Here is a 21,903-nt window from a genome sequence, read left to right as displayed (position 1 = left end):
ATTATTTTAATGTAAAAGTATTTGTTAATTCAGCTTTTGAGTCTCCTCCAACAAACACACTAAACTTTCCTGGCTCGACTAAAAACTCTCCTTTATTATTATAAAACCCTAATTCTTTTTCAGTAAGTTTAAATTCAACTTTTTTTGATTTACCACTTTCTATGGCTATCATTTCAAAACCTTTCAATTCTCTAACAGGCCTAGTTACTGAGGCGTATTCATCATGGATGTACAACTGAACCACTTCTTTACCTTTTACTTTTCCTGTATTCATTACATCAACAGATACCATAACTTCATGAGTATCTACTATCTCTACATTTAAATTTTCATATGAAAACGAGGTGTAACTTAGCCCATATCCAAAAGGATATAACGGGTCATTAGTTTCATCACTATAATGAGACCAAAACACATTTCCATCTCTAACTGGTCTTCCCGTATTTTTATAATTATAATACAAAGGAACTTGTCCTAAACTTTTAGGAAATGTCATTGGTAATTTACCACTTGGATTATAATCACCATATACAACCTGAGCTATTGCATTTCCACTTTCAACACCTAATTGCCATCCTTCAATAATACCTGGAATGTTTTCTTTTGCCCATGGAAACGCCAGAGGCCTACCATTCATTAATACTAAGACGATTTTCTCGTTTACCTTGTAAACTTCTTCAAGTAATTGTTGTTGAACACCGGGTAAATCAATAGTACTTCTACTTCGAGCTTCACCACTTTGCATTCCATGTTCACCCAAAACCATGACGACAACATCCGATTTTTTAGCTAAGGACAATGCTTCTCCAAACTCAGAAGTATTCGTAGTATTTACCTGTACCTCTTGCGTCATTGAAATTTCGGTATTTGGGATTACCAAATCTGCCCCTTTTGCGTATTGCAACTCATTACCTGAATATTTTCTAAATCCTTCAACTACCGATATCGCTGTTCCTTCTTTAGCCGCCAATCGCCAATTTCCCAAAGGACTTGTTTTGTCATTTGCCAAAGCTCCAATTATAGCAACCTTAATTCCTTGTTTTTTTAATGGAAGTATGTTATTATCATTCTTTAAAAGCACTATAGACTTTTTAGCTATATCTAAAGCATCTTCATGAAATTGTTTTTTACCAGTTATTTCTTGTTCTTTCTTTTCATCACAATAACGATAAGGATCATCAAAAAGACCTAATTCATATTTAACGCGTAAAATTCTTCTTACAGCGTCGTTAATCAACTTTTCATTAACAGCTCCTTCTTTTACTAAACCTGCCAGCTCTTCAACATAGGCGCTAGACTCCATATCCATATCAGAGCCAGCTTTTACAGCAAGTTCTGTCGCTTGCTTTAAATCTTTGGCATATCCATGCGCTACTAATTCACCTATTGACCCCCAATCTGAAATCACAAAACCTTTAAAATTCCAGTCTTTCTTTAATACTTCTCTTTGTAAAAATGTATCTGCCGTTGCTGGTATTCCATTCAACTCGTTAAAAGCATTCATAAAGGTTTTCACACCAGCGTCCGCCACTTCTTTAAATGGAGGTAATACCGTATTATAAAGTGTTGAAGTTCCTATATCAACGGTGTTATACTCTCTTCCTGATTCAATAAAGCCGTAAGCAGCAAAGTGTTTTGCACAGGCCGCAATTGTTTTCGAAGACGACAAATCATCCCCTTGAAATCCCTTTACACGGGCAACCGCTATTTTTGATCCTAAATAAGGGTCCTCACCACCACCTTCCATGACTCTTCCCCAACGAGCATCTCGGTAAATATCAATCATTGGAGCAAATGTCCAATTTAACCCAGCTACTGCTGCCTCTTCTGCTGCGTTCTTTGCTGATTTCTCTATAATGTTCAAATCCCAACTGGCTGCTTCCGCTAATGGAACGGGAGTAATTGTTTTGAATCCATGGATAACATCGAATCCAAAAATTAAGGGAATTCCTAATCGTGTTTCTTCTACTGCTATTTGTTGCAAAGCTTTTACTTGCTTTACTCCTCTTACATTCAGCATAGAACCAACTAATCCTTTTTTTAAATCGGCATATTTTTCAGCTTGACTTCCTTTTTTAGGAACGGGCCCCGTAGCATCCCAGAAACCATTGTATTGATTCATTTGCCCTACCTTTTCTTCTAAGGTCATTATTTCCAACAAACTATCAATTTTTTGCTCAATTGAGTTGTTAACAACTGTACTATTCATTGAATCAGATATTTTGGCTTCGGAATTGGTTTTATTGCAAGAGTTAAAAGCAATAATAATGATAACGAGTAGAGATTTTCTCATATCTTGGCTTATCTTTAAGTTGTTTAGTTTTACATTGTTTGTGGTAAATACCCGAATAAAAACCACAGTATTACTGTTTACTGAATTCTTTTCGACCACTCATGCTAATTTAAAGTTAAGCAAATATTTATCAATGATATTGGTATTTCAATGAAAATGAACTAGAAAAGCTTCTGAAAACGTTTTCAGAAGGCCAATTGTCAAAGAAATTTCACCCCAAAAGATTACTTAATAATCAAGTTTTTTGAATTTCCTCTGCATTTTTTACTGCAGTATTTTACAAAGTCCCAATTTTTCTCCCATTTCTTTCTCCATGGAAATGGTCTTTCGCAAATTGGACATATTTTTGTTGGTAAGTGTTGCTTTTTAGTCAATCTTATCTGCAATTTTTAAGTATTGTACGTTGAACTACATTTGGTAATTATCAAATATTTTAAAGTCTATTGACTCTTTTATAATGAAGACTTATTATCTTCAACGAGAGCATTCAACATTCCTTTAAAAACAAATCCATGAAAAGGCAACACGCTATACCAATACATTCTTCCTAAAATCCCTTTTGGTCTGAAAAATGCTCTTTGATACAATGTATCTTTAATAATTTTGAATTCTAACCAAGCTTCACCAGGAAGCTTCATTTCTGCATACAACAGTAATCTTTTTTCATTTTTATCAGCCAGAAGTACACGCCAGAAGTCAAGTGCATCACCCGAAGTTAACTCCGTTTGATGTCTTCTCCCTCTTCTTAAACCAACTCCTCCAAACAGTTTATCAACAAAACCTCTTACTCTCCAAAGAAAATTAAATCGATACCATCCAGTATCTCCACCTATTCGCCAGATTTGATTGAGTGTAAAACTTTCATCGATAACTCTTTTACTTCTTATATCTTTAAAACATCCGTATTGAGGTAGATTAATATGCTTTGAAAACTTAGAATTAAAAACTCCACTAATCATTGCATCTTTCCAACTAGATAAAATAAAATTCTGTTCTATTTTTATAAAAGCTTTTTCAACAGCTTCTTTATAGCTTATTGGTTTAACTGCTATTAAAGTATTGATATCTGATGGTTTCCCTATTACTTCAACTTTCATGCTATCAACTAAAGAAGCCGCCAATTTAAATGAAGTTGAAGTTACAAAATACAACCAATAGGAAGAGAGTTTTGGCGATAATATAGGTAAAGTAAGAATCCATCGTTTTAACTTTCTAACTTCAGCAAATTGCAGAAGAATCTGTTTGTATGTTAGCACTTCAGGACCAAAAATATCAAAAGATCTGTTATAGAGTTCTATCTTACCTATCGCTTCTGTTAAATAACTTAAGACATCTCTAATTGCAATAGGCTGTGTTTTAGTATTTAGCCATTTTGGAGCGACCATAACTGGTAACTTTTCTACTAAATCTCTTATAATCTCAAAAGAAGCACTACCACTCCCAACAATAATTCCTGCTCTAAAAGTAGTTAAGTTATATGTTTCAGATTGTAGTGTTTCTTCAACTCTAAACCTGGATTTTAAATGCTTGGATAAACTTTGATCATTTACAATACCACTCAAGTATATTACCTGATTGCAATTTGTGGTTTCTAATAAGTTTTTAAAATTAAGTGCGCAAGCGTATTCAAGTTCCTCGAAGTTAGAACTACTAGTAGACATTGAGTGAATCAAATAATATCCAACATCTATATCACTTGGTATTTGAATTCCTTTAATTTTTAGAAAATCTATCTCTAAAAACTCTATGTTCTCTTTTTCTTTAAGATCTTCTGGAATCCTATTTAAATCGCGAACACAACAGACTAACTCGTGTTTATCGTCTAAAAGTTTAGGTATTAAACGTTTTGCGATATAACCTGTTGTACCCGTGATTAAAATTTTCATATTCTTCTTTTTTTCAAGTCGCTTTATTTAGGTCGTTGATATGTTAAACGTTTATTGGTTTCTGGAACTAAATAACTATCCAAACCATTTACTGTTGCCACTTTAGCTTTCGACAAATTCACAAAACCATCATCTTCAACTAGTCGCTCTTCAATATACAGGTCTAAAATTTCACCCAACACCAATATTGTATCATTTGCCTTGATATAATACTCTTCTACATATTTCAGCCCTATTTTTATAGGAGAACCTTTTACAAAAGGTGCATAAAACTCATTTAAATACTCCTCTTCTAACGATGTCTTATCGAACTCAGAAATATCGGAAGGATATTTCGCGGAAGTATGATGCGCATCTTCAATGATGTTTTGGTGAATATGATTTATAGAAAAATACCCTGTTTCTTTGATATTATCGTAGGTATTTCGCCTAACCGTAGTTGGCCGAAGGACAAAACCAAATATTGGTGGTGCCGAACCGTAGTGAACTACGGAACTAAAAACTGCCACATTCGATGTTCCGTTTTTTGATTTAGTACCTATTAAATTAGCTGACTTGAAACCTGAAACACTGTTTATTAAGTTGATTTTATATAAATGCTCTAATTGATCAATATGGTCGCGAGTAAAGTACATTATAAGCTTTTAAAATTATTAATTTTTACACCTTTAGCTTTTAAATCGTGCATTAGGTTATATAAGCCAAAAAACGTTCTGTTGATATAAATAAAATGTTTTGAACCTCTATTTCCATTCATTTTCTTTAACTCAGTACTCTTTGCATATTTCTGACCTAAATCAGCTATTTTATTAAAGAACACCTCATTTGAAAAATCGAATTCTTCTTCATGGAATGGCTGTGTAAATAAAGAAAGCATTTCATAAAACAACTCTTTGAAAAAAGCTTTTTCTTCCTTTGAGTCATCCTTTCTTAAAATTTCTAGTTGATACAATTTAGACTCGAAAAACTCAGGATTGTTAATATTTTCTTTATTTGCCAATTCAAAATAAGGAATATAAAAACTGTCAGGCACCTCTTTTATACATCCAAAGTCAATTACTATTAACTCATTATTTTTTGACACTAAAAAATTACCTGGATGAGGATCAGCATGTACTTTTTTTAACACATGCATTTGATACATATAAAAATCCCACAATGCCTGCCCTATTTTATCAAGATTTTCCTGTGAAGGATTTTGCTCAACATACTCTGATAAATGGACTCCTTCCATCCAATCCATTGTTAAAATTCTCTCTGAAGAATACTCTGGATAATATTCTGGAAACTTTAAATTAGAAATAACGCTACATTTATCAGCAAATTCTTTGCTTTGAGACAATTCTAGCTCGTAATTCGTTTCTTCTACTAATTTATTTTCTACTTCCTTAAAATATTCATCCGATCCTTCTCCGCGAATATTAAACATTTTTATAGCGATGGGCTTTACCATTGCTAAATCAGAGGATATACTATCAGCAACTCCTGGATATTGTATCTTAACTGCTAACTGCTTATTATTTTTTGTTGCTTTATGAACCTGACCAATACTTGCAGCATTTACGGATTCTGTTGTAAATGTGTCAAAAACCTCCGTTGGAGCTTTTTTAAAGTATTTTCGAAAGGTTTTTACCACTAAGGGAGATGATAATGGAGGAACTGAAAATTGCGATAAAGAAAATTTCTCTACATAGGCTCTTGGAAGTATATTTTTCTCCATACTTAACATTTGAGCAACTTTTAAAGCAGATCCTTTTAATGTTTTCAAGCCATCATAAATATCTGTTGCGTTGGCTTCATTTAAGTTTTCTTTTGCTTCTTCTTCAGATTTCACAATTTTTTCTCCATAATACTTCGCATAATTAACCCCTACTTTTATTCCTGTTGTGATTAATTTTGAAGCTCTTTCTATTTTTGAGGTTGGTATACTATTTATACTTTTCATCTTTTATTTTTTTATATTTCTAAAGGGGTAGATGAAAACTCAACTGTTTAAAACAATAATCATACTCGTTATCATTATTCTAAACACTATGTTTTCATGCTGTAGGTGTTTTTTCCTTCCACAAGAATTTTGCAAAATCGAAAACACTTTGAACTGGTGTTAAATCCTTTAAATCGAAACTTGCTTTTACTGATTTTTCGATAAAAATATCTGTCTTTTCAAAATTTGGTGATTTGTCTTCCAACCAAAATTGAAGTGTAAATAACAATTGTAACCAAGAAGCCTCGGCCATTCCTTTATCTCTTAACTTATTGATTCTTTCATTTTTTAAATCAATTGAATCTTGAAAAATTTCTCGATTACTAAACTCGATAAATTCTTTTCTTAAATGAGATAATAGTTTTAATGATTCTAATTTGTTCTTATTTGCTTTTAATTGCTGAAAAACATAAGATCTATTAGCGGTCATTAACTCAAAAAACGTGTAGTAAAAACTTAGCAATTTACTTTTTGAATCATAGGTTCTATATTCTTCGTTACTAGAAAGAAGTTCTAGTGTTTTAGAACAAAAAATAGCGAAAATTTGCTTATCTAAAATTTCAAAACTCGAAAAGAATTGATAGAATTCATTTTCCTCGAACTTATTTTCTTTCGCAAAAGCATATACTGATTTTGGGGTACCGTTTAACAGCACTTCGCTCATATATAATTCAATTATCTTGTCTGAAGTGATACTCTTTTTTTTTGTCATTTTTTTAATTTTTAATTATTTAAGACAATATATGTATTGAGACTGGTTGCTATAATCATCCAAAGAAAATACGGGAGGATGAGCAACGAATATCGTTTGAGTTCATTTTTAAAGTTGAAAGTGAAATAGATAATCAAAAGAAGTAAAATTGAAATTACAACTAATCCTAAAACGGTTTCACGTTGATTAAAAAACACAAAATTCCATCCAACATTTAAAATCCATTGAACTGCATATAGTAGTGTAAGTTTTTTATTTAGAAAGTTATGTTGAAAACTTAATTTAGTCATATATCCTGAAAACAGGATCATTATCGTTGTCCAAGCTGCTCCAAACATCCAATTAGGAGGTGTCCAAGGAGCCTTTTCTAGTGATACATACCAATCTGTTCTCGGACCATCATTCATTAAGAATACCCCTATGTATAAGGCTAATAAATTAGCTATAAGAAATATTAAAAACCTTATGATTGGTTTATTTAGCATGATTTCTATTTTTTAAATAATTAAATACCAACTGAATAGAGAAAAGCAAGTTAAATGCATAAAAAATATCTTCAAAAGGTATTGTAAAGAGACGAAATCCGAGATTTTCCTCATTATTGTACCATACTACGGGCTGTTCTATAAAACTTCCTGTTAATATTCCATTAACAACAAAAAAAGGAATCAATATTACAAGGAAACTAGGATAGTAAGACCTTAACTCTTCTTTGTGGTATTTACTAGCATAAGCTAGCAACACCAAAAAGAATATAAAATTTACTGTAGTATACCATTTCCCAAAATTTATAAGTAACAATACACTTATTACAGTTAATAGCGCTACAGACACCCATAAACTAGCTTTTTTGGATAACTTAAAATTAGGTATGTAATGTTTCAAAACCTCATGCGTAAATAAACAGGCATAGGGTATACAAAAAAAGAACATCCACTCCTCCAATGGCATTTTTAATATAAGCAATGATATATGATAGTCTGAATTAAACCCCCATACACCTGTCGATGTAAAAAATGAATCCCATATCAAAAAAGGTATTGCAATGAGTAAAATACTTAAAAATGCATATTTAATGTATTTTATAAAATGAAATTCCTTCTCGAAAATACTATATAGCAATGGGATGCTTAAGCTTCCAAGGTTTAAAACTAAATATAAATAGTTGCTTACCATTTCAGTTTTTTGAAATACTTAAACGGAACAAATAACATTCCAAAACATTCACCATCTTGTTTCCCCATATGTTTATGATGTATTTTATGAGCTTTACGTAACCCTCTTAAATACCTGTTTTTTGTATTCTTAAACCAATTAAATCGTCGATGAATTAAAACATCATGAATGATAAAATAAGCCATTCCGTAAAACAAAATTCCTAAACCAATGAAAAACAAATAATTCAAATCGGGTCTAATACCAAAATAGAACAGTAACATGCTTGGGATCGCAAATACGACAAAAAAAGCATCGTTTTTTTCAAAAGCATGTGGATACCCAGGCTGATGGTGATCTTCATGCAAAAACCATCCAAAACCGTGCATAACGTACTTATGAGTACACCAGGTAACTCCTTCCATTATAATAAATGTTCCTAAGGTTATTGCTATAAATAAAATCATAAAGACGTGTTCTTTTTTATGTAAAAATCCAAATAATCAGAGTTATCTTTTTCTTTTAATTTTTCAGATAAAAACTCTTTATCGTTTTCTATACTTGATCTATAATTTAATAGTGCTGGTATATTCTCTTGAATGACCAATCTTAAATAACGTAAATCAGTATTGTTTGGGTTTTCTTTAATTAATTTTTCAAGTTTTCTTTTCCCTTCATTAAAAACAGCCAATTTCTTCCATGGAAAAAATTTATGCTTAGCCTGTTTCATTTGTAATGAAACAACATAACCTTGTATGCTCTTTTTATTGGATAATTTGTACTTCTTAATAAATACGATCTCTTTTTCTTTTGTATCTGCTTTATGGTAATCTAAAACATGTTCAGGCACTTCATTTAAAGTTATAAACACAAAAGAAAAAACAACTAATAGTAGCTTCATTTACACAAGGAAAGTTTACTCTAACAAATTTAACTTATATCTGGCATATCCCCTCATCAAAAGACTAATTTTTAATCCATTTGATATCCTAACTCTTGAGTCCATAATTTCAGAAGAAGGAACCGATTTTAATTTCCTTAACAATCGCTTGTAGTACTTATAGGCAATATAAACTCCAAACTTTGCCTCTACTGGTAATTTTAGAATTCCATTAGTATAAGCATATTGAAAATCTTCCTCAATTTCCTTAATAATCGTCGCTTTCGATTCGTTATTTAATTCCCTTAAATTTACATTAGGAAAATACGATCTATTCAACTCTTCTATATCCTCTTTTAAGTCTCTTAAAAAATTTACTTTTTGAAAGGCAGAACCTAATCGCATTGCGGCATCTTTTAACTCTTCATACTTCTTCTCATCTCCATTGACAAACACGCGTAGACACATTAAACCAACAACATCAGCAGAACCATAGATATACGCATCGTATTCTTCCTGAGTTTCATATTCTTTTTTAGACAAATCTGCCCTCATACTCTTTAGAAAAGCCTGAACCAAATCATCTTGAATGTTATATTTCTTAACTGTATGGATAAATGAGTTTAAAATTGGATTTAAACTTATTCCTTGATGTAATCCTAAATAATAGTTTTTTTCAAATTGCAATAACAAGGCTTCTTTATCATACTCATGAAAAGTATCTACTATTTCATCCGCGAATCGAACAAAACCATAAATATTATAAATAGCAGATCGTATTTCTGGAGCTAACATTCTTGTAGCTAATGAAAAGGATGTGCTGTATTTTTTAGTAACTAGTTTACTACAAGTGTATGAAACTTGATCAAATAGTTCTTTCATTATTTGCGCGTTTTTAAAATTAATTCTGAGGCCACTTTTCCAGAAATTAAAGATGGAGGAACACCCGGTCCAGGTACCGTGAGCTGTCCAGTAAAATATAAGTTATTTACTTTTTTACTCTTTAATTTTGGTCTCAGAAAAGCCGTTTGGGTTAAAATATTTGCCAATCCGTAAGCATTACCTTTATATGAGTTATAATCTTTGATAAAATCATTTACACAATAACTCTCTTTAAAAAGAATACTACTCCTCACTTCTTGGTTGGTTAGTTTTTCAAGTCTTTCAATAATTATATTGAAATATTTTTCTCTTAGCTCTTCAGTGTCTTCTATTCCTGGAGCTAAAGGAATTAAGAATGTTCCTGCTTCTTTTCCTTCTGGAGCAAAAGCGTCATCTGTAATTGACGGAAAACTTGCATAAAACAAAGGATTCTCAGGCCAACTAGGGTTATCATAAATTGTTACCGCATGAGTATCAAAATCAGCATCAAAAAACAATGTATGATGTTTTACATTCTTAATTTTTTTATCAAACCCAATATAGAATAATAAAGAAGAAGGTGCAAATGTTTTTTTTGACCAATACCTTTCAGTATACTGTCTATATTTATCATCTAATAGGGTTTCAGTATGATGATAATCGGCACCACTTAACAATAAAGATGTTTCAATTTCTTCGCCATTAACATCAATACTTTTTACATTATTTTTTTCATCTAAGTTAATCTTACTAACATTTGCCTCTGTTACAAAATTCACTCCCATTTCTTGAGCCAAACTAACCATACCTTCTATAACTTTATACATACCTCCTTTTGGATGCCAAGTTCCAAGAGAAAAGTCAGCATAATTCATAAAATTATAAAAGGCAGGTGTAGTATTAGGTTTGGCTCCTAGAAATAGAACGGGGAACTCTAATATTTGTATTAACTTCTTGCTCTTTATTTTTTTCCTTACTTGTTGTCTAATAGTTGAAAAAAATTGATTTACTCTAACTGCTGTTTTAGGAGTTACCAACTCAAGAGCAGAGACTCCAGGTTTGTAAACCATATCTTTCACCGCAATATCATAATTATCCTTTGCCGAATTCATAAAACTCATAAGATGCTTCGAACTCCCTTTTTCCTCTTTCTCAAACACCTCACAAATGGCTTCCAAATTATCAGGAATAGTTATACTATCTTGTTCACCAAAGTAGACTTCATATGCAGGAGATAACTTATGCAATTCATAATAGTCAGAAGGTTTTTTTCCAAAATCTGCGAAAAACTTCTCAAAAACATCGGGCATCCAATACCAAGTTGGACCAATATCGAAAGTAAATCCGTCATTTAAGTATTGTCGTGCTCTTCCTCCAACAGTACTATTTTTTTCATAAACAGTTACGTCATATCCATATTTAGCCATATAGCAAGCTGCAGATAATGAAGAGAAACCAGAACCGATAATTGATATTTTATTTTTTTGTTTAATCATACTATTACAAAGTTAAACAAAATTAAATTAGAATCTAAGAATTAATTTAAAATTTCTGTTAATTTTTTCAGTAGAATAGTTAAACAGAATAGAAATCAGCATGAAGTATTACATCTGATCAAGAAATTTTATAACCGAAGGAAATACCTTAATATCAGACTCAAACTTACTCAAATCTAATGACATTGCCCTATTTCCAAGGCTCACAAATTTATGTGATGTATTTTTAATTACATTATCTACTTGTTCAAAATACTCTAACAGCTTATCCTCAAAAGGCTTAACAGTCATTGAGTTAATAAAACACACATTTCCTTCACTATCAAAGAAATAACCTAAGTTATCTAAAGGTAAACTTTGACCTAGATACACCGTGTGATATCCTCTTAATGCTAATTCATAATTTAAATACAATAATCCAATTTCATGGATCTCTCCCTCTGGTAAAAACAAGACAAACGTCAACTCTCTATTGTTTGCTGTATACTCTAACTTTTCTGTATTTAATTGAATTTTTTGAATTATCAAGTTGGAAATAAAATGCTCATGAGCGGGCAGTAAAGTATCCGTTTGCCATAACATACCAATATGCTCAAGAAACGGAACAAAAACATCTTTAAAAATTTCACGAAATGTTTTTTTGTGCAATAATTTATTGTATGTATTATTGAACAACACTTTATCGAATTGAAACATTGCTAATTTAAAGGAGTTAATCGCCTCATCACTAGCTGCTAACTTAAACGATAATTCACGAGCAGTAATTTTTATCTGCTCTGACGACATATTTGCAACTTTCGAAATCTTATAGTTGTGTTTATTCAACAAAACCACATTTAAAAGCTTTGTTAAGCTATCCGAAGAGTAATACCTAATATTAGTATCGGTACGTTTAGGTTCTAGTAAACCATATCTTTTCTCCCATATCCTAATAGTATGTGCCTTAATACCTGAAATATTTTCCAAGTCCTTAATCGTGAAAGAAGTTTTGATATTGTTCAATACTTTAATGTTTTTATTAAACAAATATACACATTTTTTTTAAACTACTTTAAAAATAGTCTTAACACGACGTTCGGAGTAAATCCAAGAGACAGATTATCTACCGGTTGTACTTTAAATCTAGAGTTCTCAGAAACAACGGTATGTCTTCGATTTAAAATATTTGTCCGATCATAAACATTAAGTAATGAGACACCAATCCTACCCTTCCATCTTTTATATTTATCGAAGCTAAATTCATAACTCGAAGAAATATCAACCCTATGATAATCTGGTAATCTATATGAATTCAACTCACCGATTACGATAGTACCATCATCTTCTACAGTATCAATAATACTATACGGTGTTCCCGTTTTATACAACCATGCTAGGGACAAACTTAAATTACCAAATTTTAAATTGTGTGCCCATTGAAAACTATTCGTTATATCATAATTACTGGGAAAAGGATTTCCTCCATTTGCCTCTTCAAAAGTATATGTTGATTTTGCATAACTATAGTTTATCCAAGAATCATATTTACCAAAACTCTTCTTTAACAAGATATCTACCCCATCTACCTCTCCAGTTCCTTCTAATAAATTTTGTACACCACCAATAGTACCTCTTGTATATGAAGATATTCCTAAGCTATGCTTTTTATAAAAATCAATGTCAAAAATAGTTTTGTCCGACTTATAAATAGCTCCAATAGTATATTGATGATTCCTTAAGACGGGTAACTCTTTATTATCTATTAACAACCAAATTTGATCTTCCAGTCCAAAATCGGAAGTATGATTTTCGAGAAGTTGATTAATAACCTGTTGCTTAAATTCATACGAAGTTTTAGCATGCCAATTTGGTAAAATTTGCTGTTCCATATGCAATCTAGGAGCAAAATACCCTTTATCGGCTAATGAAAAGTAATTAGCACGTAACCCTAAATTTAAAACCGTTTTACTTTTATTATTGTAGGCATAATTGAAAAACAGAGAGTGCGTATTATTATTTTCAGTATCTCCTAGCATATAAAATATTCCATCTCCTGCTGTCGATTGGCGTTGAATTTTATAGCTAATTCTGTTATTAACTAGCTCATAACCTGATAAAAAAGTGGTTTTATCATTTGTTTTTGTTTCAACCGTAGTTTTAAAGCCAAAATCTCGTATAAAATTTGTTTTAAAGGCGTTTTGAGTATAAGGTTCATCATAATTAAATTCACCTTCGTAATTGTACGTAAAATCATATTCAGACGAATATATACTCGTCTTCTGGATAGTATTATCACTCCAATCATGATCCCATTTCAAACGCCATCCTGTATTTCTAATACTTAAAAAATCTCTAGTGATATAAGCGTCAGAATCAATTGTATTGAAAAAATAATTCAGCTTATTTCTAACTAACAAGTAATTAAATGTTACAACATCTCTATGAGATAAGTCATATGTAAACTTTGTATTAAAATCAAAAAAGTAAAAGTTATTTTCATTTTCAAAATTATTCCCTAAAAATGCGGCATTGTTTGCTATCACGGAATTCTGGAACACCTTTTTTGAAAAATTATCAAAAGTTGGTGTTTCAAAGATATCAGACAATGATTTCCTCCCAGAAACAACGACTCCTATCCTTTTACCCAAAGGAATGTTTACAAAGGCATCAAAATGTGTCATATTTACTCCTAAACCACCTTGTACTTTGTTAGGTATTTGTTTTTTAGTTTCTATATCAACAACACCAGATATATGGTTTCCATACTCAGAACTTGTACCGCTCTTATATATTTTAACATCACTTATAATGTAAGGGTTAAAGGCAGAAATCATACCAAATAGATGCGAAAAATTATACATTTTGATTCCATCGAAAAGTATTAAATTTTGTTCAGGTGTTCCTCCTCGAATAAAAAGATCTGATGCCGTTTCGTTCGGATTATTGATTCCTGGTAAAAATTGAATTGTTTGAAGTACATCTGGTTCAGTTAATCCTGAAATTGCACCAAGTTTTTGGGGTGAAATTACTATTGCTCCATCTAGTTGCTTGTCTATTCCTCCTGACAAATAATCAGAAACAAGCACTTCTTCCAAAACAGTAATTTCTTTTTTTAGAAGTATTTCTAAACACTTATTTTCTTGAAAATCCTTAAAAGGTATTACTTTAGATTCATAACCTACATATGAAATACTTATCGAATCTGATTCTATAACCTCATTTAACCCGAAAAAACCTTTTGAACTAGAGCTTACTCCCCTCTTTAACCGTTTTATTAAAACATTAGCTCCTTCAATTATTTTTCCGTCCTTTTCGTCAAAAATATTACCACATAGCTTATAATCCTTTTTTAAATTATATTCAGAAATAATAATATAACGATCCTTGAGAATTTCAAAGTTTAAAGAAGTTTCTTCTCGTAACTGATTTAAGATAACCGATATTTCTTTCGTTGAATTATCGGTGCTCACATATTTATTTTGAATTACAACGTCACTATAAGAAAACTTAACTTTATGTGCAGATTCTATTTTTAACAAATAGTCTCTTAATAAAAAAGACTTCTTTGAGTTATTATCTTGACCAAATGCCTGATTAACAAATGAGATAAGAAAATATAATATTAAAACATAAAGTTTAAATTTCATTTATCGCTTTAGTAAGGTGACTGTATTTTCACCTGTAAAAATAACATCTATTTTCATAGGTTCAAAAACAGTTTTTAAAGCAACCTTCAAATCACTATGCGTATAGCCTCCTGTAAATTTTTGTTCTAAGTTTATTTTATCGGCTTTAATCGATATACCATACTGATTCTCAATAGAATAAATAACATATTTCAAAGCAATACTTTGAAAAGAACTTTCTCCATTTTTCCAAAGAGGCTCTTGATTAGATATTCCCCAATTTTCAGTAACACCATTTCTAAAACTTCTACTTGCCTTTCCTCCTGTTAAAATATTCTTTTCATTTCCAGACACAACACTAACCTTTCCTTCGAAACATTTTACCTCTACATAATCTTTTGATGTTTGAACATCAAACTGAGTTCCTAAAACACTTACATTTCCTAGGTCTGTAACCACTTTAAACTTTTTTCCTTTTTTTACTTTGAAAAAAGCTTCTCCCTTTAAAACAACTTTTCTATTGCTATCCCAATTCTTTTCGTTGAAACTTATAGATGCTTTCGAGTTCAAATAAACCTGTGAGCTATCAGGCAATAATACAGCCATCTTCTCACCATAACTCGTTTCATACTTCACTGAGGTGTCTACAAAAAACAACAATCCAACCAACAATGCAATAGAAGCGGCGGCAATATATTTCCAATTTAATTTGAATACCTTTGATTTTTTCGTCTTTATGCGATCGTTTAAATTTGCATAAACTTTATCAAAATCAAAATCAGGTGTTTCAAAATCAGCAGAAACCTTCATTATCTTCTCATATACAGCATAATCCGAAGTCTTCTGAAATTCTTTCAGCTCAACCTCTGTCAATTCATTACGTAACCACCTCTGTAAGAAGCCTTCATCTATTCTTTTATTCATTTCTAGTTTTTCTAATTGTATAACAAATAAAGCTCTCTCAACCCTACTTAAAATTTGAACCTAAACGATCTCTTAGACTTTTTAATGCTAGCGACATTCTTTTTTCTACTGCCTTGACAGAAAGATCAAGTATTTCAGCTATTTCTCTGTATTTTTTTTTATCAATTCTATTCATCAAAAACACCTCTCTCTGTTTTGGAGGTAAATCTGCAATTGCATCTTTTAGTTTTTTCAAAAATTGCTGTTCTTCTAAAACAAACTCAGGAGTTTCGTTTGTATACCCTTTTTTATTCTCAGAAGCATGTTTCAATACTATTTTTTTATGAGCTACATGATTCAAAAACATATTGTTCGCTACAGTAAATAAAAAAGATTTAGCTTTTTCTAAAATTACCTTAGCACAATTTTCCCATAACTTTATAAATGATTCTTGAACAAAATCTTCCGCCTGGTCTCTATCAGCACATTTATAATACATAAAATTATACAAAGACTGTGACTGTTCTTCATATAATTGGTTAAATGTTTTCTTTTCGCAAATATTCTTTTTGGCCTTCATTACAGCAAACTTAATATTTTTTAAAAAAAATGGTAGGGTATTTCTATTTTTATTTGTTTAACTCTTGATTAATTAAATAAAGGTGCTATTAGCCATACCCTAACACCCTTCTAATTTTACTAATAGCACCACTTTTAATTAATAAACTTCTCTTGGATTTTCCTATTTCCTAATAACCAGAATTAATTCACCATATGATGCTACTTTTTTACCTGTAACTTTACTATGAATTTAAAAAAGTGTCTTAAACCATTTACAAATTAAAATCACAAATTGTATTATCTGAATAAACTTTAGTCCAAGCTCTGTCAAAAGTAAAAAATAGAGATAGGTTCAATCATAAATTCACTTCTCTTAAAAAGATTATTGTTTCTTATTGTACCTTTGCATGATGCAAAACTTAAAAAATCAGTCCAAACTGGAGTTTATTATTTTAATGGCGTCATTAATGTCATTAGTAGCTTTATCAATTGACGCATTACTTCCTGCACTTGTAGACATTGGAAAATCAATTAATATCACAAACTCTAAAGACAATCAACTTTTAGTAACCATGATTTTTTTGGGACTTGGATTCGGGCAATTAATTGCTGGTCCAATTTCGGATAGCATCGGTAGAAAACCTGTTATATATATTGGCTTTATTCTTTTTGTATTTGCTAGTTTTATTTGCGTATCCGCTACTAATATAGAAACAATGATTTTAGGAAGAATACTCCAAGGTATAGGTTTATCTGCACCAAGAACCATAAGTATTGCTATGGTTAGAGATACATTTAGTGGTAATTATATGGCCAAAATAATGTCTTTTATTGTTGTTATTTTTATTCTCGTTCCCGTGATAGCTCCTTCTATTGGTAAAATTTTATTAGACTTATATGGTTGGAAGTCTATTTTTCATAGTCAACTTATTTTTGGAATACTTGTCATGATATGGCTCTGGAAAAGACAACCAGAAACTTTAAAAGAAAGCCATAAATCACCTTTATCATTCAAGCTATTTATTAACGGATTTAAAGAGTTTATGAAACATAAACAAGCCGTTATATTTACTATAGTCTCTGGGCTAATTACGGGGTCTTTTATGGTTTATTTAAGTGCTTCTCAACAGATTTTCCAAGAGCAGTATAACCTTGTCGACGAATTTCCTTTTATTTTTGCTGGACTTGCTATTTCAGTTGGTTTGGCTACTTTTTTAAATGGAACCTTAGTAATGCGCTTTGGAATGTTTAAACTTGTTATGTTTTTTTCCGTTGTATTTATTGCTATATCAATTTCTTATATATTTTTATTTTTCGGAAAAAGTAATCCACCCGTTCAAGTATTGGTAGGTTTCTTTTCACTTCAGTTTTTTGCTATAGGTTTTCTTTTTGGAAATTTAAGAGCTTTAGCAATGCAGCCCATCGGTCATATTGCTGGTGTTGGTGCAGCTTTAAATGGATTCATATCGACCATTATGGCCGTTCCTATTGCTAGCGTAATCGGTAATTGGGTTGATAAAACCTCAATTCCTTTGTTTTTTGGCTTTACAATATGTGGAGTCATTACGCTTCTTTTATTACGATATGTAAAAAAACACGTTACAGTTTAATATTTTAATCTTTTTAAATTTTGAGTTTAGAAATAATATATCAGGATGAATATATCGTTTGTGTGTCAAAGCCTAATAATGTCGTTGTCCACCATGCGCATCACTCTAGAAACGTTGTTGATGAAAAATCGTTATTACAATTACTGCAAGAGCAACTAGGTGAAAAACTATATCCGGTTCATCGATTAGATCGCAAAACTTCTGGAATAATTTTACTGACTAGAGAAACAAAATTCGTATCAGATTTTCAAAAGCTCTTTACTGATAATGCTATTATTAAAAGATATTTTGGTATTGTGCGTGGTCATGCACCTGAGAGGTTAATTATTGATTCTCCTGTAAAAGGGAGAGACTCTGACGTATACAAGGAAGCCGAAACCTTACTAGAAGCTGTAAACCAGATTACTTTGGATATTCCCGTAAAACCTTATGATACTTCGAGGTACAGCTTGGTAAGATTAACACCTAAAACAGGTAGACTCCATCAATTAAGAATTCACACAAATAAAATAAGTCACCCACTGATAGGCGATCCTAAATACGGTGATAAAAATCATAATTTAATGTATCAAGAAAATTTCAATTGTGGTAATCTGTTTTTACATGCAAAAACTTTGGAATTTCAACACCCTTATTTAAAAAAGGAACTCATCTTATCAACCTCCTTACCTGAAGATTGGAAAACGATATTACAAACGTTTAATTGGAGTATTTCTGAATAAGAACTCATCTTGACTTCAATTAAAAAAAGGTTACCTATTTATTTAGATAACCTTTTTTGATTTCGTTTCGATTTTAATTTTACGTCTATTCGATATTAAAACTCTTTGAAAATAGCATGCATTAAACGTTTTTTATCATTGATACTTTCCTCCAATGATATCATCGTTTCCGTTCTATTAACGCCATGAATATCATCAATACGATAGATTATATCCTTAGCATCGTTAGTATTCTTAGCTCTTACTTTACAGAAAATATTATATTTTCCTGCAGTAACGTAGGCAACGGTAACATTAGGTATTAACCTTAAGTTATCTAACACATGTTGTGTCATAGAAGTTTTTTCTAAAAACACTCCTACATGAGCTATAAACGAATAACCCATTTTTTCATAGTTTAAGGTAAGAGTAGAACCTTCAATGATTCCTTCATCTTCCATTTTTTTTACTCTTACATGTATTGTACCCGCAGAAACTAATAATTTCTTTGCAATGTCAGTAAATGGTGTACGAGCGTTTTCAATTAAAATGTCTAAGATTTGATGATCGATCTCATCCAGTACAAATTTTTTCATTTTTGTATTTATTCAAGTAATATTGCTAAAATATGATTTTTTTTCAAACTTTATATACTTTAATTACAAGAAATCCAAAGATCAATCATTTTCATTGAATTCTTTATGACTTAAATAAGATGATAAGTCTCCTTCTTTCTCTTTAACTAAAGTGAGTGCAAATTTATTACTTTCAATTCGTTCTACATACTGATATGCAATATCTTTTTCATTATTTTTTGAACGCTGAATTACGTCATAGAAGTTCTTGATATTGTTAGGTATAGCGAAATATTCGTTATATTCGTCGAAATTATTTGTTGAGGATATATGAAAGATTCCTTGAATTAAAGCATAAAAGTTAAATTTTCTAACCTCTTCTCTCTCATAATCGTCAGAAAAATGACCAGCTTCTATTAAAATCGTATTGTGTCCTAATTTTTGAAAATTGTCACCGGTTGCAGTTGGATAAAATTCATCTGTATATCTTCCTACATGATTTGGGATGACTTCTTGTAAAAGGTTATTCATAGCTACAATTACATTCATGGTTTGAATTCTACCTTTAGTAACCTTTCTCGTTTCTTCTTCTGAAGGAGCTAAGAAAGATACCGTAGCTGGATTCTCTGTTCCTTCTACTCCAAAAATAGTTCTTTGATCATGTAGGTTAAAACAAAATTCAGGATTGAAATCATCCAATACACTTCGTAATATTTTACTTTCTTTCGCTTTTAAATCGACTGCGTCTCTATTTAAATCAATACCGTTAGCGTTTATTCTGGTGTAAGCCAATGCACCATCGGGATTCAAAATTGGAATTATTTGAATTTCAGTTTCCTTTAAAATAGTTTTTACTATTTCATTATTTTTATAAGTAACCAAGAAATTCAAAAAATCAAAAACTGCTTTTGTCCCTGTACTTTCATTTCCATGCATTTGACTCCAAATAAGAATTTTTTTCTTACCTGAGCCTAATTTTAATTTATAAATAGGAATTCCTTCTTCGGAATTTCCAATTTGTTTTTTTTCAAAGTTTTCAGAAAGTCTGTCTAGTGCTCCTTTTATATCCTTAAATGTAACCCACCTACCTTCTATTGATTTTTCTTTGATTGACGGGTATTCTTGCTCTAGAAAATCTATATTAATAATACTCATGTTTCTTTTTTAAATTGCGAACCAAGCGTTCACCAATTTTTGTTCAATTGATTCTTTCGAATGATTATGAACGTAATCATTCTTAATAGGGTCGTATCTAAAATCTTTTGCCCAATCCTCAATATTTTCGCCTAGTGTATTTAAAGAGTTACAGATATACCTTATTTCTTCATTAGTAGTTGTTGGATGCACAGATAAACGAATCCATCCTGGTTTTTCTGTACTGCAACCATCTTTTATCTGATCTTTAATTTTATGAGAAGTATATTGATCTACATTTAACAAGAAATGCCCATAAGTTCCTGCGCAAGAACAGCCTCCTCTTGTTTGAATACCAAATTTATCATTGAGTAGCTTCACAACCAAGTTAAAGTGATATCTTTCAAAATAAAATGAAAAAATACTTAATCTATCTTTATTATTTGGAGCTAATATTTTAACTCCTTCAATATTTTCAAGACAATTAAAGAGCTCTATATTAATTTCATCTTCCCTTGCTTTCATTTTATCAACTCCCATCTCTTCTTTTAACTGAATCGATAATGCTATTTTAATTGCTTGCAAAAAGCCAGGAGTACCTCCATCTTCTCTGGTTTCAACATCATCAACATAATCATGCTCTCCCCAAGGATTGGTATAGGTTACTGTTCCTCCTCCTGGATTATCAGGAATTGTATTCTTATATAATTTCTTATTAAACAGTAATACACCAGAACTCCCTGGTCCTCCTAAAAACTTGTGAGGAGAAAAGAAAATAGCGTCTAAGTACTCATCTTCCTTTTCTGGATGCATATCTATTGAAACATAAGGAGCAGAGCAAGCAAAATCAACAAAACACAAACCATTGTATTTATGAATTAATGAAGCTACTTTATGATATTCAGTTTTAATTCCTGTAACATTTGATCCAGCAATTACCGAGGCAATTTTTATAGGTCTATTCTGATATTTCTTAACTACTTCTTCAAAAGTTTTAATACAAATTAATCCTTCTTCATTACAAGGAACCACTTCAACATCAGCAATGGTTTCGTACCAAGATGTTTGGTTTGAATGATGTTCCATATGGCTTACAAAAACGATAGGTCTTTTATCATCTGGAACAGAAGTATGCTCTTTAAGGTTTTCTGAAACCTTTAACCCTAAAATTCTTTGAAACTTATTAATTACACCTGTCATTCCTGAACCTTCAGTTATTAAAACATCGTCTCCACTAGCATTCACATGCTGTTTAATAATGTTTCGGGCTTTATGATAAGCAAGTGTCATTGCAGCTCCTGTAGTTGATGTTTCGGTATGTGTATTTGCGACAAAAGGACCGAATTCATTTAAAAGTTTTTCTTCAATGGGTCTATACAACCTTCCACTTGCCGTCCAATCAGTATAAATTAACTTCTTTTCACCATAAGGTGTTGAGAAAGTTTGATCAATACCTACAATATTTTTTCTGTATTTTTCGAAATATGCTTCTAAATCCATGCCTGAAACCTTATTAACTAAATTTTAATAATTTACTTTCAATAAAC

General features: G+C 31.1%; 21 protein-coding genes. 2 read left to right on the top strand and 19 right to left on the bottom strand.

Annotation, left to right across the window (positions count from 1 at the left end; genetic code table 11):
* Window position 1: 1 nt before the first annotated feature.
* The 16 genes from bglX to BLW23_RS03500 all read right to left on the bottom strand — a co-directional run bounded on the left by bglX (window position 2) and on the right by BLW23_RS03500 (window position 16,355).
* The gene (bglX, locus tag BLW23_RS03575; protein ID WP_093668442.1) at window positions 2–2,293 is read right to left on the bottom strand and encodes a beta-glucosidase BglX; all 2,292 of its coding nucleotides are present in this window, start codon (window positions 2,291–2,293) and stop codon (window positions 2–4) included.
* 224 nt (window positions 2,294–2,517) lie between these two features.
* Entirely contained in the window at window positions 2,518–2,667 is a 150-nt protein-coding gene (locus BLW23_RS03570; RefSeq protein ID WP_093668441.1) for a DUF2256 domain-containing protein, read from the bottom strand.
* A gap of 78 nt (window positions 2,668–2,745) precedes the next feature.
* Entirely contained in the window at window positions 2,746–4,179 is a 1,434-nt protein-coding gene (locus BLW23_RS03565) for an SDR family oxidoreductase (RefSeq protein WP_093667857.1), read from the bottom strand.
* Between the two features lie 23 nt (window positions 4,180–4,202).
* Window positions 4,203–4,817 (bottom strand): flavin reductase family protein, encoded by a 615-nt coding sequence (locus BLW23_RS03560; RefSeq protein ID WP_410529746.1) that lies wholly within the window; start codon window positions 4,815–4,817, stop codon window positions 4,203–4,205.
* Window positions 4,814–6,124: an ABC1 kinase family protein gene (locus BLW23_RS03555; protein WP_093667855.1), complete on the bottom strand. Its 1,311-nt coding sequence runs from the start codon at window positions 6,122–6,124 to the stop codon at window positions 4,814–4,816. Before BLW23_RS03555 ends, BLW23_RS03560 begins: the two co-directional genes overlap by 4 nt.
* Before the next feature lie 94 nt (window positions 6,125–6,218).
* Complete coding sequence (locus BLW23_RS03550; protein ID WP_093667854.1) at window positions 6,219–6,875, bottom strand: TetR family transcriptional regulator C-terminal domain-containing protein; 657 nt, start codon at window positions 6,873–6,875, stop codon at window positions 6,219–6,221.
* Window positions 6,876–6,886: 11 nt separating this feature from the next.
* Entirely contained in the window at window positions 6,887–7,360 is a 474-nt protein-coding gene (locus tag BLW23_RS03545) for a TspO/MBR family protein (protein ID WP_093667853.1), read from the bottom strand.
* Window positions 7,350–8,051, bottom strand: a complete 702-nt coding sequence (locus BLW23_RS03540) for a lycopene cyclase domain-containing protein (RefSeq protein WP_093667852.1) — start codon at window positions 8,049–8,051, stop codon at window positions 7,350–7,352. Before BLW23_RS03540 ends, BLW23_RS03545 begins: the two co-directional genes overlap by 11 nt.
* Window positions 8,045–8,497 carry a sterol desaturase family protein gene (locus BLW23_RS03535; protein WP_093667851.1) on the bottom strand — a complete coding sequence of 151 codons (453 nt, stop codon included), beginning with the start codon at window positions 8,495–8,497 and terminating at the stop codon, window positions 8,045–8,047. The genes BLW23_RS03540 and BLW23_RS03535 overlap by 7 nt, the downstream gene beginning before the upstream one ends.
* Window positions 8,494–8,931 carry a hypothetical protein gene (locus tag BLW23_RS03530; RefSeq protein WP_093667850.1) on the bottom strand — a complete coding sequence of 146 codons (438 nt, stop codon included), beginning with the start codon at window positions 8,929–8,931 and terminating at the stop codon, window positions 8,494–8,496. The genes BLW23_RS03535 and BLW23_RS03530 overlap by 4 nt, the downstream gene beginning before the upstream one ends.
* A 15-nt stretch (window positions 8,932–8,946) precedes the next feature.
* Window positions 8,947–9,792: a phytoene/squalene synthase family protein gene (locus BLW23_RS03525; RefSeq protein ID WP_093667849.1), complete on the bottom strand. Its 846-nt coding sequence runs from the start codon at window positions 9,790–9,792 to the stop codon at window positions 8,947–8,949.
* The gene (locus BLW23_RS03520) at window positions 9,792–11,267 is read right to left on the bottom strand and encodes a phytoene desaturase family protein (RefSeq protein ID WP_093667848.1); all 1,476 of its coding nucleotides are present in this window, start codon (window positions 11,265–11,267) and stop codon (window positions 9,792–9,794) included. Before BLW23_RS03520 ends, BLW23_RS03525 begins: the two co-directional genes overlap by 1 nt.
* A gap of 108 nt (window positions 11,268–11,375) precedes the next feature.
* Window positions 11,376–12,269, bottom strand: coding sequence for a MerR family transcriptional regulator (locus BLW23_RS03515; RefSeq protein WP_093668440.1), 894 nt, complete (start codon window positions 12,267–12,269; stop codon window positions 11,376–11,378).
* Between the two features lie 44 nt (window positions 12,270–12,313).
* Entirely contained in the window at window positions 12,314–14,893 is a 2,580-nt protein-coding gene (locus BLW23_RS03510; RefSeq protein ID WP_093667847.1) for a TonB-dependent receptor, read from the bottom strand.
* Window positions 14,894–15,796 (bottom strand): FecR family protein, encoded by a 903-nt coding sequence (locus BLW23_RS03505; protein WP_093667846.1) that lies wholly within the window; start codon window positions 15,794–15,796, stop codon window positions 14,894–14,896.
* 43 nt (window positions 15,797–15,839) lie between these two features.
* On the bottom strand, window positions 15,840–16,355 hold the full coding sequence (locus tag BLW23_RS03500) for an RNA polymerase sigma factor (protein ID WP_093667845.1): 516 nt from the start codon (window positions 16,353–16,355) through the stop codon (window positions 15,840–15,842).
* 391 nt (window positions 16,356–16,746) lie between these two features.
* Between BLW23_RS03500 and BLW23_RS03495 the strand changes: the two genes are divergently transcribed.
* Together BLW23_RS03495 and BLW23_RS03490 are read left to right on the top strand one after the other, a co-directional pair.
* The gene (locus tag BLW23_RS03495; RefSeq protein WP_093667844.1) at window positions 16,747–17,946 is read left to right on the top strand and encodes a multidrug effflux MFS transporter; all 1,200 of its coding nucleotides are present in this window, start codon (window positions 16,747–16,749) and stop codon (window positions 17,944–17,946) included.
* A 20-nt stretch (window positions 17,947–17,966) separates the two neighbouring features.
* On the top strand, window positions 17,967–18,668 hold the full coding sequence (locus BLW23_RS03490; protein ID WP_093667843.1) for a pseudouridine synthase: 702 nt from the start codon (window positions 17,967–17,969) through the stop codon (window positions 18,666–18,668).
* Window positions 18,669–18,763: 95 nt separating this feature from the next.
* Here BLW23_RS03490 and BLW23_RS03485 read toward each other — a convergent pair whose 3' ends face one another.
* The 3 genes from BLW23_RS03485 to BLW23_RS03475 all read right to left on the bottom strand — a co-directional run bounded on the left by BLW23_RS03485 (window position 18,764) and on the right by BLW23_RS03475 (window position 21,856).
* Entirely contained in the window at window positions 18,764–19,243 is a 480-nt protein-coding gene (locus tag BLW23_RS03485; RefSeq protein WP_093667842.1) for an Lrp/AsnC family transcriptional regulator, read from the bottom strand.
* A gap of 81 nt (window positions 19,244–19,324) precedes the next feature.
* Window positions 19,325–20,377, bottom strand: coding sequence for a M14 family zinc carboxypeptidase (locus BLW23_RS03480; RefSeq protein WP_093667841.1), 1,053 nt, complete (start codon window positions 20,375–20,377; stop codon window positions 19,325–19,327).
* 9 nt (window positions 20,378–20,386) lie between these two features.
* The gene (locus BLW23_RS03475; protein ID WP_093667840.1) at window positions 20,387–21,856 is read right to left on the bottom strand and encodes an aminotransferase class V-fold PLP-dependent enzyme; all 1,470 of its coding nucleotides are present in this window, start codon (window positions 21,854–21,856) and stop codon (window positions 20,387–20,389) included.
* Window positions 21,857–21,903: the final 47 nt, after the last annotated feature.

This window comes from Tenacibaculum sp. MAR_2009_124 (assembly GCF_900105455.1).
GTDB lineage: Bacteria > Bacteroidota > Bacteroidia > Flavobacteriales > Flavobacteriaceae > Polaribacter.
Note: the sequence above shows the minus strand (reverse complement) of the source record. Positions and strands in the feature narration are given on the sequence as shown.

Bases quoted from the DNA above. Each gene is read 5' to 3' on its own strand.
- BLW23_RS03565 (WP_093667857.1), bottom strand. From the start codon at position 4,179: ATGAAAATTTTAATCACGGGTACAACAGGTTATATCGCAAAACGTTTA.
- BLW23_RS03555 (WP_093667855.1), bottom strand. From the start codon at position 6,124: ATGAAAAGTATAAATAGTATACCAACCTCAAAAATAGAAAGAGCTTCA.
- BLW23_RS03480 (WP_093667841.1), bottom strand. From the start codon at position 20,377: ATGAGTATTATTAATATAGATTTTCTAGAGCAAGAATACCCGTCAATC.
- BLW23_RS03495 (WP_093667844.1), top strand. From the start codon at position 16,747: ATGCAAAACTTAAAAAATCAGTCCAAACTGGAGTTTATTATTTTAATG.
- BLW23_RS03535 (WP_093667851.1), bottom strand. From the start codon at position 8,497: ATGATTTTATTTATAGCAATAACCTTAGGAACATTTATTATAATGGAA.
- BLW23_RS03510 (WP_093667847.1), bottom strand. From the start codon at position 14,893: ATGAAATTTAAACTTTATGTTTTAATATTATATTTTCTTATCTCATTT.
- bglX (WP_093668442.1), bottom strand. From the start codon at position 2,293: ATGAGAAAATCTCTACTCGTTATCATTATTATTGCTTTTAACTCTTGC.
- BLW23_RS03505 (WP_093667846.1), bottom strand. From the start codon at position 15,796: ATGAATAAAAGAATAGATGAAGGCTTCTTACAGAGGTGGTTACGTAAT.
- BLW23_RS03540 (WP_093667852.1), bottom strand. From the start codon at position 8,051: ATGGTAAGCAACTATTTATATTTAGTTTTAAACCTTGGAAGCTTAAGC.
- BLW23_RS03500 (WP_093667845.1), bottom strand. From the start codon at position 16,355: ATGAAGGCCAAAAAGAATATTTGCGAAAAGAAAACATTTAACCAATTA.
- BLW23_RS03475 (WP_093667840.1), bottom strand. From the start codon at position 21,856: ATGGATTTAGAAGCATATTTCGAAAAATACAGAAAAAATATTGTAGGT.
- BLW23_RS03530 (WP_093667850.1), bottom strand. From the start codon at position 8,931: ATGAAGCTACTATTAGTTGTTTTTTCTTTTGTGTTTATAACTTTAAAT.
- BLW23_RS03545 (WP_093667853.1), bottom strand. From the start codon at position 7,360: ATGCTAAATAAACCAATCATAAGGTTTTTAATATTTCTTATAGCTAAT.
- BLW23_RS03485 (WP_093667842.1), bottom strand. From the start codon at position 19,243: ATGAAAAAATTTGTACTGGATGAGATCGATCATCAAATCTTAGACATT.
- BLW23_RS03550 (WP_093667854.1), bottom strand. From the start codon at position 6,875: ATGACAAAAAAAAAGAGTATCACTTCAGACAAGATAATTGAATTATAT.
- BLW23_RS03520 (WP_093667848.1), bottom strand. From the start codon at position 11,267: ATGATTAAACAAAAAAATAAAATATCAATTATCGGTTCTGGTTTCTCT.
- BLW23_RS03525 (WP_093667849.1), bottom strand. From the start codon at position 9,792: ATGAAAGAACTATTTGATCAAGTTTCATACACTTGTAGTAAACTAGTT.